General features: G+C 70.9%; 18 protein-coding genes. 10 read left to right on the top strand and 8 right to left on the bottom strand.

Features of this window, described 5'->3' with window-relative positions:
- Positions 1-19: 19 nt before the first annotated feature.
- Positions 20-424 (bottom strand): hypothetical protein, encoded by a 405-nt coding sequence (locus tag SLINC_RS28210; protein WP_067438455.1) that lies wholly within the window; start codon positions 422-424, stop codon positions 20-22.
- Positions 425-551: 127 nt separating this feature from the next.
- Here SLINC_RS28210 and SLINC_RS28205 point away from each other — a divergent pair, with 127 nt between their 5' ends.
- Positions 552-1,190, top strand: a complete 639-nt coding sequence (locus SLINC_RS28205; RefSeq protein WP_067438452.1) for a uridine kinase family protein — start codon at positions 552-554, stop codon at positions 1,188-1,190.
- 211 nt (positions 1,191-1,401) lie between these two features.
- Here the strand turns inward: SLINC_RS28205 and SLINC_RS28200 are convergent, their stop codons facing one another.
- Positions 1,402-2,163 (bottom strand): SigE family RNA polymerase sigma factor, encoded by a 762-nt coding sequence (locus SLINC_RS28200; protein ID WP_067438449.1) that lies wholly within the window; start codon positions 2,161-2,163, stop codon positions 1,402-1,404.
- A gap of 288 nt (positions 2,164-2,451) precedes the next feature.
- On the opposite strand from SLINC_RS28200, the gene afsQ1 reads away from it, so the two are divergent.
- The 5 genes from afsQ1 (at position 2,452) to SLINC_RS28175 (ending at position 6,319) form a co-directional block, all read left to right on the top strand.
- Positions 2,452-3,129 carry a two-component system response regulator AfsQ1 gene (gene afsQ1 / locus SLINC_RS28195; RefSeq protein WP_037782740.1) on the top strand — a complete coding sequence of 226 codons (678 nt, stop codon included), beginning with the start codon at positions 2,452-2,454 and terminating at the stop codon, positions 3,127-3,129.
- A complete protein-coding gene (locus SLINC_RS28190; protein ID WP_079164757.1) occupies positions 3,126-4,769 on the top strand; it encodes a sensor histidine kinase in 1,644 nt (547 codons plus the stop codon). Before afsQ1 ends, SLINC_RS28190 begins: the two co-directional genes overlap by 4 nt.
- Positions 4,766-5,368 (top strand): hypothetical protein, encoded by a 603-nt coding sequence (locus tag SLINC_RS28185; protein ID WP_067438447.1) that lies wholly within the window; start codon positions 4,766-4,768, stop codon positions 5,366-5,368. Before SLINC_RS28190 ends, SLINC_RS28185 begins: the two co-directional genes overlap by 4 nt.
- A 102-nt stretch (positions 5,369-5,470) precedes the next feature.
- Positions 5,471-6,022, top strand: a complete 552-nt coding sequence (locus SLINC_RS28180) for a VanZ family protein (protein WP_067438444.1) — start codon at positions 5,471-5,473, stop codon at positions 6,020-6,022.
- Positions 6,023-6,115: 93 nt separating this feature from the next.
- Positions 6,116-6,319: a PspC domain-containing protein gene (locus SLINC_RS28175; RefSeq protein ID WP_067438441.1), complete on the top strand. Its 204-nt coding sequence runs from the start codon at positions 6,116-6,118 to the stop codon at positions 6,317-6,319.
- Positions 6,320-6,390: 71 nt separating this feature from the next.
- Here the strand turns inward: SLINC_RS28175 and SLINC_RS28170 are convergent, their stop codons facing one another.
- Both SLINC_RS28170 and SLINC_RS28165 read right to left on the bottom strand, forming a co-directional pair.
- Positions 6,391-6,750 carry an ATP-binding protein gene (locus SLINC_RS28170; protein WP_067438438.1) on the bottom strand — a complete coding sequence of 120 codons (360 nt, stop codon included), beginning with the start codon at positions 6,748-6,750 and terminating at the stop codon, positions 6,391-6,393.
- Positions 6,751-6,889: 139 nt separating this feature from the next.
- Positions 6,890-8,053 carry an adenosine deaminase gene (locus SLINC_RS28165; protein WP_067438436.1) on the bottom strand — a complete coding sequence of 388 codons (1,164 nt, stop codon included), beginning with the start codon at positions 8,051-8,053 and terminating at the stop codon, positions 6,890-6,892.
- A 113-nt stretch (positions 8,054-8,166) separates the two neighbouring features.
- On the opposite strand from SLINC_RS28165, the gene SLINC_RS28160 reads away from it, so the two are divergent.
- A complete protein-coding gene (locus SLINC_RS28160) occupies positions 8,167-8,928 on the top strand; it encodes an alpha/beta hydrolase (protein WP_067438432.1) in 762 nt (253 codons plus the stop codon).
- A gap of 60 nt (positions 8,929-8,988) precedes the next feature.
- Here SLINC_RS28160 and SLINC_RS28155 read toward each other — a convergent pair whose 3' ends face one another.
- Positions 8,989-9,942 carry a LysR family transcriptional regulator gene (locus tag SLINC_RS28155; protein WP_067438429.1) on the bottom strand — a complete coding sequence of 318 codons (954 nt, stop codon included), beginning with the start codon at positions 9,940-9,942 and terminating at the stop codon, positions 8,989-8,991.
- Positions 9,943-10,005: 63 nt separating this feature from the next.
- Here SLINC_RS28155 and SLINC_RS28150 point away from each other — a divergent pair, with 63 nt between their 5' ends.
- Positions 10,006-11,298, top strand: coding sequence for an MFS transporter (locus SLINC_RS28150; protein ID WP_067438426.1), 1,293 nt, complete (start codon positions 10,006-10,008; stop codon positions 11,296-11,298).
- Between the two features lie 280 nt (positions 11,299-11,578).
- Positions 11,579-12,595, top strand: coding sequence for a sigma-70 family RNA polymerase sigma factor (locus SLINC_RS28145; RefSeq protein WP_067438423.1), 1,017 nt, complete (start codon positions 11,579-11,581; stop codon positions 12,593-12,595).
- Here SLINC_RS28145 and SLINC_RS46290 read toward each other — a convergent pair.
- Positions 12,479-12,865, bottom strand: coding sequence for an STAS domain-containing protein (locus tag SLINC_RS46290; RefSeq protein WP_152038998.1), 387 nt, complete (start codon positions 12,863-12,865; stop codon positions 12,479-12,481). The genes SLINC_RS28145 and SLINC_RS46290 overlap by 117 nt on opposite strands.
- Before the next feature lie 151 nt (positions 12,866-13,016).
- On the opposite strand from SLINC_RS46290, the gene SLINC_RS28140 reads away from it, so the two are divergent.
- On the top strand, positions 13,017-13,940 hold the full coding sequence (locus SLINC_RS28140; protein WP_067438420.1) for an AEC family transporter: 924 nt from the start codon (positions 13,017-13,019) through the stop codon (positions 13,938-13,940).
- 7 nt (positions 13,941-13,947) lie between these two features.
- Here SLINC_RS28140 and SLINC_RS28135 read toward each other — a convergent pair whose 3' ends face one another.
- Both SLINC_RS28135 and SLINC_RS28130 read right to left on the bottom strand, forming a co-directional pair.
- Positions 13,948-14,535, bottom strand: coding sequence for a Uma2 family endonuclease (locus SLINC_RS28135; RefSeq protein WP_067438417.1), 588 nt, complete (start codon positions 14,533-14,535; stop codon positions 13,948-13,950).
- A 94-nt stretch (positions 14,536-14,629) separates the two neighbouring features.
- Entirely contained in the window at positions 14,630-15,907 is a 1,278-nt protein-coding gene (locus tag SLINC_RS28130) for a thymidine phosphorylase (RefSeq protein ID WP_182449309.1), read from the bottom strand.
- Positions 15,908-15,930: the final 23 nt, after the last annotated feature.

Here is a 15,930-nt window from a genome sequence, read left to right as displayed (position 1 = left end):
CCTCCCGCTCCCGCACCACTCAGTTCTTCAGCAGCCCCGCGACCTGCCCCACCACCGGCATGCCCCCGATCGACTGGGCCTGCGCGACCGGCCCCGTCAGGGCCTGCGAGGTCAGCGGCTGGAAGTCGGCGAGCTGGGTGCCCACGCCGTTGTCCAGCGGGTCCACGCCCGTGCCCGCGAGCGGGTTGGGCTTGAGGCCGGCGACCGGGCCGGTGACGTAGCCGACGGTGCCGGTGAGGGACTGGAGGCCGGACTGCGGGTCGATGCTGCCGAGCGAGGTGGGGCGGGTGCGCATCACGTCCACCACCGGCTCGGTGTCCGCGGCGGCCGTCGCCGCGCCCGCGCCCAGGGCCACCCCCGCGGTGGCGAGGGCTACCAGGGCGCGCTGGGCGGTGGGGTTCGGGGAGGACGTGTGTCGTGCCATTGCTGGTGCCACCTTCTGGTGCGCAGGGTAAGCGTGTCGACACGAAGGGTAGTTGAGGTGTGACGCGCGCTCCAAAGACGACCCGCGGGGTCGGCAGGGCGTACGGAATACGTCAAACTGGTGTCCCGTGAGCATCCATCTCCCCACCTCCGCCCGTGTCGTGCTGCTCTGCGGCCCCTCGGGCTCGGGCAAGTCCCTCGTCGCCGCCCGCTCGGGTCTTCCCGTGCTGCGCCTGGACGACTTCTACAAGGAGGGCGACGACCCGACGCTGCCGCTGGTGGCGGGGAGCACGGACATCGACTGGGACCACCCGGACTCCTGGGACACGGACGTCGCCGTCGCCGCGATAGCGGAGCTGTGCCGAACGGGCCGTACGAAGGTGCCCGCCTACGACATCTCGCTCAGCGCCCGCACCGGCGAGGAGACCGTGGACATCGGGCGGACCCCGCTGTTCATCGCGGAGGGCGTCTTCGCGGCCGAGATCGTGGAGCGCTGCCGGGAGCTGGGGCTGCTGGCCGACGCGCTGTGTCTGAACCGGGGTGCGGTGCGCACCTTCCGCCGCCGCTTCCTGCGTGATCTGAAGGAGGGCCGCAAGTCGGTCCCGTTCCTGCTCCGCCGCGGCTGGCGTCTGATGCGTCAGGAGCGTTCGATCATCGCCCGCCAGACCTCGCTGGGCGCGCACGCCTGCGACCGGGACGAGGCCCTCGGCCGGCTCGCCGCGGCCGCGGTGGGCCGCCGTCCGGCGGCGGCACCGACGACGACCTGAGCGCCGTACTCGACAAAGCACATGAAAGCGGGACTGGACGGACCCCCCGGCCCTCCAGCCCCGCTTCTTCGTGCTCCCCCGTGCTTCCCCCGTGTTCCCCCCCGGGTTGGTCCCCCCCCGGTTGGTCCCCCGTGGCACCCGTCGATCCCCCCAGATCTTCGGGTGCCCCCCCTTTTTACTGCTCCCCCGTTACTTGCTTCCCCCCCAACCTTCAGGCGACGAGCTCCCCGAAGGCGTTCTCCTCGTCACGGCCGAAGCTGAGGACCTCGTCCTCACGCAGCCGGCGGAGCGACCGCCAGATGCTGGACTTCACCGTGCCGACACTGATGTCGAGGATCTCCGCGATCTCCGGGTCGGTGCGGCCCTCGTAGTACCTCAGGACCAGCATCGTGCGCTGGAGTTCGGGCAGCCGGGCCAGCGCCTGCCACAGGACGGCGCGCAGTTCGGTGCCGCGCATCGCGTCCGTGTCGCCGGGCGTCTCCGGCAGTTCCTCGGTCGGGTATTCGTTCAGCTTGCGGCGGCGCCACGCGCTGATGTGCAGATTGGTCATCGTCCGCCGCAGGTATCCCCCGACGGCCGCCTTGTCACTGATCCGGTCCCATGCCCGGTAGGTCGAGAACAGCGCGCTCTGGAGCAGGTCCTCGGCCTCGAAGCGGTCACCGGTGAGGTGGTAGGCGGTGGCGTACAGGGAGGCGCGGCGCTCCTGGACGTAGGCGGTGAACTCCGCCTCCGACAGCGAACGACGCTCCCCCGTGGCCTCCCCGTACGCGGCTCCCCCCACCGTGCCCACGGCGGTTGCCGCCGCGGATTCCCCCGTGCGTGCGTCAACCACCGACATGTACGTCGAGTGCTGACGCCCGGTGCCGCGAGCGCACCCCCGCCCGCTCACGGCACCGGACTTCTCAGAACCCCGGCCGACGTCGTGCAGACGCGTGATCACTGCGCTAGTGCTGGTGCTGTGCAGCGTGTTCATCTCGCGCCCCCCGTCGTGGACTTCCGGTGTTCGGTCTGCTCAGGCGGTGGTGCTCCGCGAGTGTTCCGCGGTGCTTCCTTGCCTGTGCCGAGAAGCTTGCCCTGGCACCTTCATCGCCGTGTCCGCCGACTGTCACAGACCTGTCACAGGGCCCCCTCGGAGGTCGCTTCCAGCTTCCGCACAGTGCCCACACAGACAAGAGCGCTAGGGGCCCGTAGAAATACAGGTATCGGCCCGTGAGCGGACAGGTGTCGCAGCCCGGCACCCCCATGGGCCAGAATGAGCCCCGTGCCTTCCCTGTTGCTGATCGAGGACGACGACGCCATCCGTACGGCCCTGGAGCTCTCACTGACGCGCCAGGGACATCGGGTGGCCACCGCTGCCACCGGCGAGGACGGTCTGAAACTGCTGCGTGAGCAGCGGCCGGACCTGATCGTCCTGGATGTGATGCTGCCCGGCATCGACGGGTTCGAGGTGTGCCGGCGCATCCGGCGCACGGACCAGTTGCCGATCATTCTGCTGACCGCGCGCAGCGACGACATCGACGTGGTCGTGGGGCTGGAGTCCGGCGCCGACGACTATGTCGTCAAACCCGTGCAGGGACGGGTGCTGGACGCCCGGATCCGGGCCGTGCTGCGGCGCGGCGAGCGGGAGTCGAACGACTCGGCGAGCTTCGGCAGCCTGGTCATCGACCGGGCGGCCATGACCGTGACCAAGAACGGCGAGGACCTCCAGCTCACCCCGACCGAGCTCAGGCTGTTGCTGGAGCTGAGCCGCCGGCCCGGCCAGGCGCTGTCCCGGCAGCAGTTGCTGCGGCTGGTGTGGGAGCACGACTACCTGGGCGACTCCCGGCTGGTGGACGCCTGTGTGCAGCGGCTGCGCGCCAAGGTCGAGGACGTGCCCTCGTCCCCGACGCTGATCCGTACGGTCCGTGGCGTCGGATACCGGCTGGACACGCCTCAGTGACCGAAGCGCACGGGGGGTTCCGCGGCTGGTTCGCGGCGCGTAAAGGGGTGTGGTCCCGGCTGCGGTTCACCAGTCTGCGGCTGCGTCTGGTCGTGGTGTTCGGGCTGGTGGCGCTGACGGCCGCCGTGTCCGCGTCCGGGATCGCCTACTGGCTCAACCGCGAGGCGGTGCTCACCCGCACCCAGGACGCGGTGCTGCGCGACTTCGAGCAGGAGATGCAGAACCGGGCGGGCGCGCTGCCCGGGAACCCTTCGCAGGACGAACTCCAGCACACCGCGGGCCAGATGGCGAACAGCAGCCAGCGCTTCAGCGTGCTGCTGGTCGCGCAGGACGCCGACGGCAGGACGGTCTACGGCAACTCCGGCGCCCTGAACGGCTTCTCGCTCCAGGACGTGCCGGAGTCGCTGCGCAAGGCGGTGAACAAGCGGCAGCCGGTCAACTCCACCAACAAGTACGCGTACCACCTGTATTGGCAACGGGTGTCCCTCCAGGGCACGCCGTATCTGGTGGCGGGCACGAAGGTGATCGACGGCGGGCCGACCGGCTACATGCTGAAGTCGCTGGAGCCGGAGGCGAAGGACCTCAACTCCCTCGCCTGGTCGCTCGGTATCGCCACGGGGCTGGCGCTGATCGGCTCCGCGCTGCTCGCGCAGGCCGCAGCGACGACCGTGCTGAAGCCGGTGCAGCGCCTCGGGGTCGCCGCCCGGCGGCTCGGCGAGGGGCGGCTCGACACCCGGCTGAGGGTGTCGGGGACCGATGAACTCGCGGATCTGTCGAGGACGTTCAACCACGCGGCCGAGGCACTGGAGAAGCGGGTCGACGACATGGCGGCGCGGGACGACGCGTCCCGGCGGTTCGTGGCGGACATGAGCCATGAACTGCGCACGCCTCTCACCGCGATCACCGCCGTGACGGAGATCCTGGAAGAAGAGCTGGAGGCGGAGACCGGGTCCATGGACCCGATGATCGAGCCGGCCGTCCGGCTCGTGGTCAGCGAGACCCGGCGGCTGAACGACCTGGTCGAGAACCTCATGGAGGTCACCCGCTTCGACGCGGGCACCGCGCGGCTGGTCCTGGACGACGTCGAACTCGCCGACCAGATCACCGCGTGCATCGACGCGCGGGCCTGGCTGGACGCGGTGGAGCTGGACGCCGACCGCGGCATCCACGCCCGCCTGGACCCACGCCGCCTGGACGTGATCCTGGCGAACCTCATCGGCAACGCGCTCAAGCACGGCGGCTCGCCGGTGCGGGTCGCGGTGCGCGAGTCGGCGGCCGAGGACGGCAAGGGCGCGGAGATCGTCATCCAGGTGCGCGACCACGGCCCCGGCATCCCCGAGGACGTCCTGCCGCACGTCTTCGACCGCTTCTACAAGGCGAGCGCCTCCCGTCCCCGCTCCGAGGGCAGCGGACTCGGCCTGTCCATCGCCCTGGAGAACGCCCACATCCACGGCGGCGAGATCACCGCCGCCAACTCCGCCGAGGGCGGCGCGGTGTTCACGCTGCGGCTGCCCCAGGACGCCTCGGAACTCGCGGCGGAGCTCGCCGAGGGCGAGAAGGACGCGAAGAACGCGAAGGACGCCAGGATCTCCAGGGCTTCCAGGACGCCCAGGACCTCCCAGAACGGGGACGCCCGATGAACGTACGCCGCCTGCTGGCGGTGCCCGTGCTGGCCCTGCTGCTGGCCGGGTGCGGCATCCGGGCCACCGAGGTGCCGACCGACTTCGGTCCCGCGCCGTCCCGGGTGCGCTGCGCGCTGTCCGAGCCGGACGTCTCCACGCAGGCCTCGCGCGGGCTGCCGGTGCAGGTGTTCCTGCTGTGCGGTTCGTCGCTGGTGGCCGTGGACCGGCTGGTGCGGGTCCCGGAGGGTACGGCGGACTCGGCGCGGCGGGTGCTGGTGGCGCAGGGGCTGGTGGACGAGCTGGCGGCGACGCCGTCGTCCGCGGAGAAGGAGGCCGGGTACTCCACGGACGTGCGCGGCGGCATGACGGTGAGCGGGCCGCGTCCCGGGGATCCGCAGGACGCGCTGCGGCTGAGCGTGCCGCCGGGGGATCTCACCTCCTACGCCCTGGCCCAGTTGGTCTGCACCTTCTCCGACTCCACGGCGGCGGAGGGCGACGGCTCGGTCGTCCTCGGCGGCCCGGTGCCGGAGGCCCTGAGCCGCTACGAGTGCACCGACGAGGTCCGGGCCCGCCCGGGCACCACGGCACCGCCGTCGAGTGCGGTGACGGGCGGCTGAGGGCCTTCCGACGCCCCTCGGCGGACGACTGTGGCGCATGCCTCACACGGGCGCGGTGGGTGACCCGGAACCGATCGTGCCGGAGGCCGCGTCTAGGGGGTCGTGCAGCGTGAAGGCTCCATCGGCGGCAGCGCCGAGATCAGCGTCCGTGTGGCAGGGGGTGTCCTCCTTGTCGCACATCTCGTGTTCGCCGCCTGGTACACGCTGCGCCCGCTGGACGTCCCCTGGGTGATGCCGCCCAACGTGCATCCGTTCGCGAGCATCCGCTTCGATCTGACGCTGGGCTGGCAGGAGGCCGCCCGCCGGATCGGCGGCGGCCTCGGACTGCTCGCCCCGCTGGGTGTCCTGCTCCCGCTGGCCCACGGCCGGATCGCGGTCTCCCCGCTCGCCTCCTTCGTCCGTACGACCGCCGCCGGCGCCCTGATCTCCCTGGGCATCGAACTCCTCCAGACCGGGGTGCCGGGCCAGCGCGTCGACGTCGACTCCCTGCTGCTGAACACGGTGGGCGTGGCGCTGGCGCACACGCTGCTCGTCCCGGCGGCCCGTGCCCGGCTCCGCCGCAGGGACGAGCGCGCCCGGCGCCACTCCCTGCGTCCGGAGGACGTCCCTCAGGGTCTGACCCCGACGATTCCCAGGGTCGGCATCGCCCCGTAGAGCGACGCTTTGCCCCCTTCGTCTCCGTAACGTTGGGGTCAGTTGAGACGGGTACACGGCCCGCCTCGAACAGACGCTCACGAAGGAGCCGCAATGTCCCGCCTCGCCCGCCCCACCAACGGCCGCATGATCGGCGGAGTGTGTGCCGCGCTGGCACGGCGCTTCGGCACCTCCGCGACGACGATGCGCGTCATCTTCCTGGTCTCGTGCCTGCTGCCGGGGCCGCAGTTCCTGCTCTACATCGCGCTGTGGATCCTGTTCCCCTCGGAGGGCAAGGCGGCCCGCACCGCCTGGTGACGTATGTACGCCGGTGGGGCGCACCCCGTGGACACGGGGTGCGCCCCACCGGCGCGTGCAGGGGTGTCGGGTCAGCCCAGCGGAATGCCGTTCACGGGCAGGCCCTGCGTGGGCAGTCCGGCGCCGCCGACCGGCAGGCCGCCGAGCAGACCGGCGACCGGCGCGGTCGGCCCCTCGGAGAGCACCTGCTGCGCGACCGGCTGCGCGGTGGCCAGGCTCGTGCCGAGGGCCGGCTGCGCCTGGGCGAGCGCCTCACCGGCACCCGGGAGGTTCTTGGTGAGGCTCTCCGTCGGGAGGGTCTTGGTCACGCCGTCCAGGGCCTGCGTGGGGTCGGGCAGGGCCGGGGCAGCGTTCGCGACGCCGGCACCGGCGGCGGCGAAGGCGGCACCGAGGGCGGCGACACCGAGGGTCTTGGCAGCAGACTGCTTCATGAAATTGCGTCCTCGAAATGGAGTTACGGGGATGTGAGCGGTCCACGACCGTAAACATGCACAGGCGCCCGCCGCAAACATCGAAATGCGGACGGATTGTGAAAGCCCGCCCGCATTCCGTACTCCTGATTCTGGTGAATCAGCCTTCCGAGTCCACAGATCCGCTGGTGGAAGCGGTCTGCTGGAACAGCCATTCGGACTTCAGCTCCGCATATCCGGGCTTGACGACGTCATTGATCATGGCGAGTCGTTCATCGAAAGGAATGAACGCTGATTTCATCGCATTGACGGAGAACCACTGCATGTCATCGAGCGTATAACCGAACGCCTCGACAAGGTGCTCGAATTCCCGGCTCATGCTGGTGCCCGACATCAGGCGGTTGTCGGTGTTCACGGTGGCCCGGAAGTGCAGCCGCCGCAGCAGTCCGATGGGATGCTCGGTGTACGAGCTCGCGGCCCCGGTCTGGAGGTTGGAGCTGGGGCACAGCTCCAGCGGGACGCGCTTGTCGCGGACGTAGGAGGCGAGTCGCCCGAGCTTGACCGAGCCGTCCTCGTGGACCTGGATGTCGTCGATGATGCGCACGCCGTGGCCGAGCCGGTCGGCGCCGCACCACTGGAGGGCCTGCCAGATCGACGGCAGCCCGAAGGCCTCGCCGGCGTGGATGGTGAAGTGGTTGTTCTCGCGCTTGAGGTACTCGAAGGCGTCCAGGTGCCGGGTGGGCGGGTAACCGGCCTCGGCGCCCGCGATGTCGAAGCCGACCACGCCCAGGTCGCGGTAGCGGTTGGCGAGTTCGGCGATCTCCAGGGCACGGGCCGCGTGCCGCATGGCGGTGAGCAGGGCGCCCACCCGGATGCGCCGGCCGCTCTCGCGGGCCCGCCGCTCCCCTTCCCGGAAGCCCTCGTTGACGGCCTCGACGACCTCTTCGAGGGTGAGACCGCCGTTCAGGTGCTGTTCGGGGGCGTAGCGCACCTCCGCGTAGACGACGCCGTCCTCGGCGAGGTCCTCGGCGCACTCGGCGGCGACCCGGACGAGGGCGTCACGGGTCTGCATCACGCCGACGGTGTGCGAGAAGGTCTCCAAGTACCTCTCCAGGGAACCGGAGTCGGCGGCCTCGCGGAACCAGACGCCGAGCTTGTCGGGGTCGGTCTCGGGGAGGTGGGCGTATCCGGTGTCCCGGGCGAGGTCGACGATCGTGCCGGGGCGCAGCCCGCCGTCGAGGTGGTCGTGCAGCAGAACCTTGGGTGCCCGGCGGATCTGGTCCGGGCTCGGGGTCTTCCCCATCCGCTCAGTCTGGCTCGTCATCTCCGCACTCTAACTCCTACGCGCGTAGATCGCGCGGTGTACGAAAACGCCGATACGTAACGGTGACCGCACGTACTAGTGGCGTACACCCACCCTTCTGACACTGTTCTGTCATGGCACAGCAAGCGACGCCGGTTCGCACGGCCCGGCTGGGGCGGGCGCTCGGTCCGGAACCGACGGCGGTGAGCGGGGTGGTGCTACTGCTCCCCGCGGGCGACGAGGTCTCCACCCGCAGACCCTCCACCCTGTGGGCGGCCGCGTCCGTCAGGACGTTGGGCCGCCGTTTCGAACGCGCGGGCCGCGCCGAGGGGTTGGCGACCCATGTCGTCCACTACCGCTATCGCGGCTGGAACGGCAGCGAGGCCCATCTCGCCCATGACGCGACGTGGGCGGCCGAAGAGGTCGTACGACGCTACGGCGATGTCTCCGTCTGCCTCGTCGGCATCGACATGGGCGCCCGGGCGGCGCTGCGCTCGGCCGGGCACGAGGCGGTCAACTCCGTGGTGGCGCTGGCCCCCTGGCTGCCCGAGGAGGACGTGGCCGCGCCACCCGAACCGGTGAAACAACTGGTCGGGCGGCAGGTGTTGATCGCGCACGGCACGAACGACGAGCGAACGGATCCGGAGTTGTCGTTCCGGCTGGCGTCCCGGGCGAAGAAGGCGAACCGGGAGGTGTGCCGGTTCGAGGTGCATTCCGACGGGCACGGGTTGCATCAGCATCGGGAGGAAGTGCATGCGCTCGCCGAGGACTTCGTGATGGGGGCGTTGTTCGGGCGGGCGTTTTCCCGGCCGGTTCGGGATGCGATGGCTGCGCCGCCGCCGCTGGGATTGAGGATGCCGCTTGCCTCCGGCTTTGGGCGGTCCCTTCGCCGTTGAACCTGCGGTGCGTGGGTCGCTATCGGTTCGTTGTGGCTGGTCGCGCAGTTCCTCGCGCCCCTAGGTCGGGAGCAGGTTCCCTCTTTTCGACAGCAGGAACCTCTTGAACGCTGCCACCGGGGGTGTGTCCGGGTGGCCGTCGAGCCAGGCGACCGCGATTTCTCGTACCGCTCTGGGGGCTGTGACCGTGAGTTCGACAACTCCCGGGCGGGGGACGGCCGGTGGGGGCAGGAGGGCCACCCCGAGGCCGGCCGCGACGAGGCCCCGCAGTGTCTCCGCCTCCTCGCCCTCGAAGGCGATGCGGGGTTTGAAGCCGGCTTCCTGGCAGAGGTCGTCGGTGATGCGGCGCATGCCGTAGCCCGGTTCCAGCGTGACGAACGTTTCGTCGGCGGCCTCGGCGAGGCGGACGCGTTTGCGGGCGGCGAGGCGGTGGTCGGCGGGGACGACGAGGCGGAGTTTCTGTTCGTCGAGGCGGCGGCCGACGAGGTCGGGGGCGTCCGGGACCGGGGAGGTCAGGCAGAGGTCCAGCTCGCCCGAGCGCAGGCGTTCGATCATGGCCTCGCCGTAGTTCTGGACGAGGCTGAAGCGGACGCGCGGATGGTCGGCGCGGAAGGCGCGGATCAGGCCGGGGACCGTCTCGGAGCCCATGGTGTGCAGAAAGCCGAAGGCGACCTTGCCGGTGGCCGGGTCGGCGTCGGCGCGGACCGCGTCGGCGGCGCGGGCGACCTCGGCGAGGGCGCCCTCGACGGAGGTGAGGAAGGTGCGACCGGCGGGCGTGAGGGAGACCGTACGGCCGATGCGGGCGAACAGGTCGACGCCCAGGTCCTGTTCCAGGCGGACCATGGCCCGGGACAGGGTGGACTGCGGGACCTGCATCTCCTGGGCGGCGCGGGTGACGTGCTCGGTGCGGGCGACTCCGGCGAAGTACGCGAGCCGGGGCGCCAGCAACATGACCATGTCTTCTGTGTCACTGGACGGTGACAGACGGGACTGTGACCTCTGCTGATGCTCCATGGGAACGATTATGGCGATTCCGTGCATTGGACGGATGAGCGGGGTCGTCCTTAGGTTCGAAGCATGTCTCCCGCCAGTACCGGGGCGTCCACCGCCGTGGGCGCCGCACCGTCCGTCCCGTCCCCCGCCTCCCCCGTCGTCGATTCCCGTATGGCCCCGGGCGGGCCCGGCTACCGACGGATGAGCTTCGCCCTCTTCCTCGCCGGTGTCGCGACCTTCGCGCTGCTGTACTCCACGCAGGCGCTGCTGCCGCTGATCTCCGGCGACTTCGGGGTGGCGGCGAGCGAGGCGAGCTGGACGGTGGCGGCCGCGACCGGTGGGCTGGCGCTGTTCGTCCTGCCGATGAGCGCCCTGTCCGAGCGTTTCGGCCGTCGTACGGTGATGACCGCCTCGCTGGCGGTCGCGGTGACCGTGGCCCTGCTGGTGCCCTTCGCGCCCTCGCTGGGCGCGCTGGTGGCGCTGCGGGCGGTCCAGGGCGCGGCGCTGGCCGGGCTGCCGGCCTCGGCGACGGCGTATCTCGCGGAGGAGGTCACGCCCAAGGCGCTGGTCACCGCGATCGGTCTGTTCGTGGCGGGCAACAGCGTCGGCGGGATGAGCGGCCGGGTCATCACCGGCTGGGTCGCGCAGGAGTGGGGCTGGCGGGTCGCGGTCGGGGTGATCGGAGTGATCGCGGTCGGCTGCGCGGTGGCCTTCCGACTGCTGCTGCCCGCGCCGAAGCACTTCGTGACCGGCTCGCTGCGGCCGCGGGTCCTGGCCCGTACGGTCCGCGACCATCTCGCGAACCCGCTGATGCGCCGGCTGTACGCGATCGGCGCGCTGTTCATGACGGTGTTCGGCGGGGTCTACACGGTGATCGGCTACCGCCTGACCGAGGCCCCCTTCGGGCTCCCGCAGGGCGTCATCGGCTCGATCTTCCTGGTCTACCTGGTGGGCACGGTCTCGGCGTCCACGGCCGGCCGGCTGGTCGGGCGCCTCGGCCGCCGGGGTGCGCTGTACGCGGCGGGCGGTACGACGGCCGCGGGTCTGCTGGTGTCCCTGGCCGACTCCCTGCCGCTCGTCCTGCTGGGCCTGGTCCTGATCACCGGGGGCTTCTTCGCGGGGCACGCGGTCGCGTCCTCGGCGGTCAGCAAGACGGCGACGACCGGGCGCGCGCAGGCCTCGGCGCTGTACCAGTCCGCCTACTACATCGGCTCCAGCGCCGGCAGCACGATCGGCGCGGTGGCCTTTCACTCGGGCGGCTGGAGCGGCACGGTGGGGGTCGGCCTCCTCGCCGTGATCGGCGTCGTGGCCATCACGGTCCTCGGCACGCGTGCGGCGCGGGTCGCGGCGCGGCGGGGTCCGGTGCCGGTGCACTGAGGGGTTTCCTTCGCCCCCGCCGCCCCTACCCGTCCCATCCCTGGGGGCTGCCGCCCCCAGACCCCCGCTTCGGCCCTGAAGGGGCCTCGTCCTCAAACGCCGGACGGGCTGAAAATCCAGCCCCTCCGGCGTTTGAGGAGCGGGGTCCGGGGCGGAGCCCCAGCACCTCTCCCACCTGCCCCTTTCCCCACTTGGCGGGCCATTGTCAGTGGGCTGCGGTAGCTTCCGAAGTGCTGGACGCAAAGAGGCGTGACAGATACTCCACAGGGGTGGGTGGACGATGACGAACAGCACGGCGACGCCGACGGACCTCGACGTCACATTGGAACGGCACCGGACGGAGCTGACCGGCTACTGCTACCGGATGCTCGGCTCCTCCTTCGAGGCCGAGGACGCGGTCCAGGACACCATGGTCCGAGCCTGGCGCAGCTACGAGAAGTTCGAGGGGCGCTCCAGTCTCCGCTCCTGGCTCTACCGCATCGCGACGAACGTCTGCCTGGACATGCTCACCGCCGGCAACAAGCGCGCCCGCCCCATGGACCTCTCCGAGTCCACGCCGCTCGCCCAGGCCGCCCTCTCCCCCCGCCCGGACAACACCTGGCTGGAACCCATGCCCGACGCGCGCGTGCTCCCGACGACGGAAGACCCGGCAGAGGCGGCCGTCGCCAAGGAATCGGTCCGGCTGGCCTTCATGGCCGCCCTTCAGCAGCTCCCGGCCAAGCAGCGCGCGGTGCTGATCCTGCGCGAGGTGCTGGCCTGGAAGGCGAGCGAGGTCGCCGAGCTGCTCGACACCTCGGTCGCCTCGGTCAACAGCGCCCTCCAGCGGGCCCGCGCGACCCTCGCCGAGCGGGCGCAGCACGGCGCCGACGCGGTGGTGTCCGACCCGCTGGACGAGGACCAGCAAAAGCTCCTGGACCGCTATGTGGCGGCCTTCGAGGGCTACGACATGACGGCGCTGACGGCCCTGCTGCACGAGGACGCCATCATGACGATGCCGCCGTTCGACCTGTGGCTGACGGGCCACGACGACATCACCGGCTTCATGACGACGCTCGGTTCCGCCTGTGCCGGTTCGCGTCTGCTGCCGGTCCAGGTCAACGGCCTGCCCGGGTTCGCCCAGTACAAGCCGGACCCGGAGAAGGGCGGCTTCACCCCCTGGGCGGTGCAGGTGCTGGAGATCTCAGACGGCCGGATCACCGGGTTCCACTGCTTCCTCGACACCCAGCGCTGGTTCCCGCTGTTCGGACTGCCCCTCCACCTCGAAGGCGAGGCCGACCAGGTCGAGGAAGGCGCGTAGGGCGGGATCGGGGGCGCGCAGCCGGATCCGGCCGCCGCACCTGCGGGCGGTGAGGTCGAGACGGGCCAGCAGGTCGACGGCGGTGAGGCCGGGCGGGCCGAGGTCGGCGACGTCGCACACCACTCGCTCGGCGCCGGTGCTCTCCAGCAGCGCTCGCACGTCGTCGCAGAGCCCGGCCACCTCGTCTCTGGTGACGGGGCCGGTCAGCATGAGTACTGCGGGTGTCATGGCGTCCACGATCTGTAGACCGGGCGGGCGGGCGTAACTCATCGCGGCCGGCGTCCTCGGCTGCCGCCCGGGTCGCCCGCCGACCGGGATCACATTGACCCGCGGCCCTCCTTCCCCGGAGGGTTGCCTGTATGCCCCACATATCGGCGCCGCCCTGGACACCGCACGCCTTCCTCACCTCTGAGGAGGCTCCGTGCAGGGAGTGCTGACCGGGTTCGCGGTCATCGCGGTCGTGATCGGGGTGGGCTATGTCATCGGTCTGCGCGGCTATCTCGGCGACCAGGGCCGACAGGTCCTGACCAAGCTCGCCTTCCATGTGGCGTCCCCGGCCCTGCTGTTCACCACGCTCGCGCGCACCGACCTGTCGGTGATCTTCTCCAGCCGCCTGCTGGTCACCGCGCTCAGCACGGCGCTGGCGGCGGGGGTCTTCGTCGCGGTGGGCGTCGTCCGACGCTGGGGCGTGGGCCGTACGACGATCGGCGCGCTGTGCTCCAGTTACGTCAACTCGGGCAACCTCGGGATCCCGATCGCCGTGTATGTGCTGGGCGACGCCTCGCTGGTGGCACCGGTGCTGCTGTTCCAGCTGATCGGGGTGACCCCGGTCGCGCTGACCGTCCTGGACCTGACCTCCGGCGAGGGCGAGAAGGGCCCGCTGTGGACGCGGCTGCTGACGCCCCTGCGCAATCCGATCGCAGTGGGATCGCTGGCCGGGGTGGCGGTGTCGGCGGCGGGGGTGAAGGTACCGGCCCCGATCATGGACCCGCTCTCCCTCATCGGCGGTATGTCCGTCCCGGCCGTTCTGCTCGCCTTCGGCATCTCCCTGTGCGGCAGCACGATGCCCGGCCGCGGCCCGGACCGCCACCTCGTCCTTCTCTCCGTCGCCTTGAAGTCGGTGGGCCAGCCCGCCGCGGCCTGGGCCCTGGCGGCGGGAGTCTTCGGCCTGCGGGGCGCTCCGCTGCTGGACGTGGTGGTGACGTCGGCCCTCCCGGCCGCGCAGAACCTGTACACGTACGCGTCGACCTACGGGGTGGGCGAGCGGTTGGCGCGGGACTCGATCCTGGTGTCGACGGTGATCTCGGTGCCGGTGCTGATCGTGGTGGCGGCGGTTCTGGGGTGACTGGGAGTCAGCTGAGCGGGAAGATGCCGGTGTCGAGGACCAGCTTGAACGGCTCGGGCAGAGTCAGCTCCTCGCCGTACTCCACCGAGTCAAGCACTCGGTATGTGCCGTTCCGCGGTTCCCCGTAGAGCGTCGCCGTGGGACGTCCTGACTGCCAGGCGTCCAGCAGGAGGTAGAGCGGTACGCCCGCCACGGCGTAGCCGTGGGCCTTCTTGATGCGGTCGTGGTTCGCGTTGCTCTTGGACGTGACCTCGACGACGAGTTCGGCTTCGCCGGCATGCACGCGTGTTCCACGGCGCAGAGCAGCCCTCGGCACGACGCACAGGTCGGGCATGAAGAGGCCGCCCGTCTCCGGGCAGGCGAGGCCGAGGGTCTGATAGACGCCCCAATCGTCGGGAATCGCTGTGTACAGGCGGCGCTGAACCAGCTCAGCAGTGTCGTTGTGCTCTTCGGACGGCGGAGGCGACACGGTGACGATCCCTTCGATGATCTCCACCTTGCTGCCCTCGGGAGCGTCCGTCTCCTCCCAGACACGGACGAGTTCGTCCCAGTCCGTGTTTCCAGGGGAGCCGGGCTCGGCGGCGAGTGCGCTCATGGCGGTCTCCAATCGGTCGTCACCGATCCCAGCATGCCGAACGGGACCGGTGGTGGTCCACCGATCCCGTTCACCCGAATGAGGAAACCGCAGGTCAGGCGATGCGTTCCAGTACGACCGGGGACGCCGTGAAGTCCGTCCCCGCCGCCGCGATGTCGTAGGAGCCCTCGATCGACTGGAGGGCGTACTCGAAGCGTTCCGGGGTGTCGGTGTGGAGGGTCAGGAGGGGCTGGCCCTCGGTGACCGGGTCGCCGGGCTTGGCGTGCATCTCCACGCCCGCGCCCGCCTGGACCGGGTCCTCCTTGCGGGCGCGGCCCGCGCCGAGGCGCCAGGCGGCGACGCCGATGCCGTAGGCGTCGAGGCGGGTGAGGACGCCGGAGGCGCTCGCCTTCACCACATGCTGCTCGCGGGCGACCGGCAGGGTCGCGTCCGGGTCGCCGCCCTGGGCCGTGATCATCCGGCGCCAGACGTCCATCGCGGAGCCGTCGGCCAGCGCCTTCGCGGGGTCGGCGTCGCGCACGCCCGCCGCGTCCAGCATCTCGCGGGCCAGGGCGAGGGTCAGTTCCACGACGTCCGACGGGCCGCCGCCCGCCAGGACCTCGACGGACTCGCGGACCTCCAGGGCGTTGCCCGCCGTGCGGCCGAGGGGGGTGGACATGTCCGTCAGCAGCGCGACCGTCCTGACCCCGTGGTCCGTGCCGAGGCCGACCATCGTGGACGCCAGCTCGCGGGCGTCCTCGATCGTCTTCATGAAGGCACCGGTGCCGACCTTCACGTCCAGGATGAGCGAGCCCGTCCCCTCCGCGATCTTCTTCGACATGATGGACGAGGCGATCAGGGGGATCGCCTCCACCGTGCCCGTGACGTCACGCAGGGCGTAGAGCTTCTTGTCCGCGGGGGCCAGGCCGTCGCCCGCCGCGCAGATCACCGCGCCGGTGCCGTCGAGCACGGACAGCATCTCCTCGTTGGAGAGCAGCGCGCGCCAGCCCGGGATCGACTCCAGCTTGTCCAGGGTGCCGCCGGTGTGGCCGAGACCGCGGCCGGAGAGCTGCGGGACCGCCGCACCGCAGGCCGCCACCAGGGGCGCCAGCGGGAGGGTGATCTTGTCGCCCACGCCGCCCGTGGAGTGCTTGTCGGCCGTCGGACGGGACAGGGACGCGAAGTCCATGCGCTCGCCGGAGGCGATCATCGCGGCCGTCCAGCGGGCGATCTCCCGGCGGTTCATGCCGTTGATCAGGATCGCCATGGCGAGCGCGGACATCTGCTCGTCGGCGACCTCCCCGCGGGTGTACGCGTCGATGACCCAGTCGATCTGCTCGTCGCTGAGTTCACCGCGGTCCCGCTTGGTGCGGATGACGGAGATGGCGTCCATGGCCATGGCTTTGGCTTTCCTAA

The sequence above is a fragment of the Streptomyces lincolnensis genome (assembly GCF_001685355.1).
GTDB classification, from domain to species: Bacteria; Actinomycetota; Actinomycetes; order Streptomycetales; family Streptomycetaceae; genus Streptomyces; species Streptomyces lincolnensis.
Note: the sequence above shows the minus strand (reverse complement) of the source record. Positions and strands in the feature narration are given on the sequence as shown.